This is a genomic window from Micromonospora sp. M51, from assembly GCF_018070305.1.
Lineage (GTDB): Bacteria > Actinomycetota > Actinomycetes > Mycobacteriales > Micromonosporaceae > Micromonospora > Micromonospora parva.
The window spans coordinates 1-692 of the sequence record NZ_JAGPXZ010001374.1; the positions used below are offsets into that span (position 1 = coordinate 1).

At 71.5% G+C, this 692-nt stretch carries 1 pseudogene; it reads right to left on the bottom strand.

Features of this window, described 5'->3' with window-relative positions:
* Nucleotides 1–205: 205 nt before the first annotated feature.
* Nucleotides 206–692, bottom strand: a pseudogene (locus KBX53_RS34920) (hypothetical protein); the annotation flags it as partial.

The following is a 692-nucleotide window of genomic DNA, read 5'->3' on the forward strand; positions in this document are numbered from 1 at the left end:
GAGTACGCGGCGCGCGGCATGAAGGACAAGTCGGACGAGTTCATCTCCGGCGGTAGCCGGGTCTACCTGCCGCTCGCCTGACCTGCCCGCTGGGCCGGGCCGTCAGTGGTCCGGTGCGCGGGTTGCCGTGGGTTGATCGACTCGGGTTCATGAATGTCGGGTCGTCCGGGTGACTGTGTCAGCCCGGACGACCCGAGTCGATCGGTCAGTCGCGGTGGTGTCGGCCGCTGGAGCGCAACGACCGGCGGCCGTTCTCCTGCTCGGGCTCGTTGTCCGACACCGGCTTGCTCAGCCCGGCGACCCAGTCGACGAATTCCTCGTCCTGGGTGGCCAGCGGCTCGGCCGCATCCGACGTCTTCGGGCCCTCCTCGTCGGCACGGGACCGGTTGCGGCGGAACAGCCCACCGAGTCGTCCTCGCCGGGAGGGTTGCTCCGCCACCTGGGCTGGTGACGTGGCGTCGGCACCCGCCGGATCGCCGGTGCCGCTGTCGGTCGCACCGGCGGGCGCGCCCACCGTCCCCGGCAACTCCGTCGGCTTCGGGTGTTGGGCCGCTACTGTCGGCTCGCTGGTGCCGGTCGAGGTCGTCCGTGCCGACGAGCTGTCCTGCGATTCCGTCGACTTGGCGCGCCGGGAGGTGTCGAACGCGTTCCAGGTGCCGGCCCGGCTCAGATCCGGCAACGGTGCCCGACGC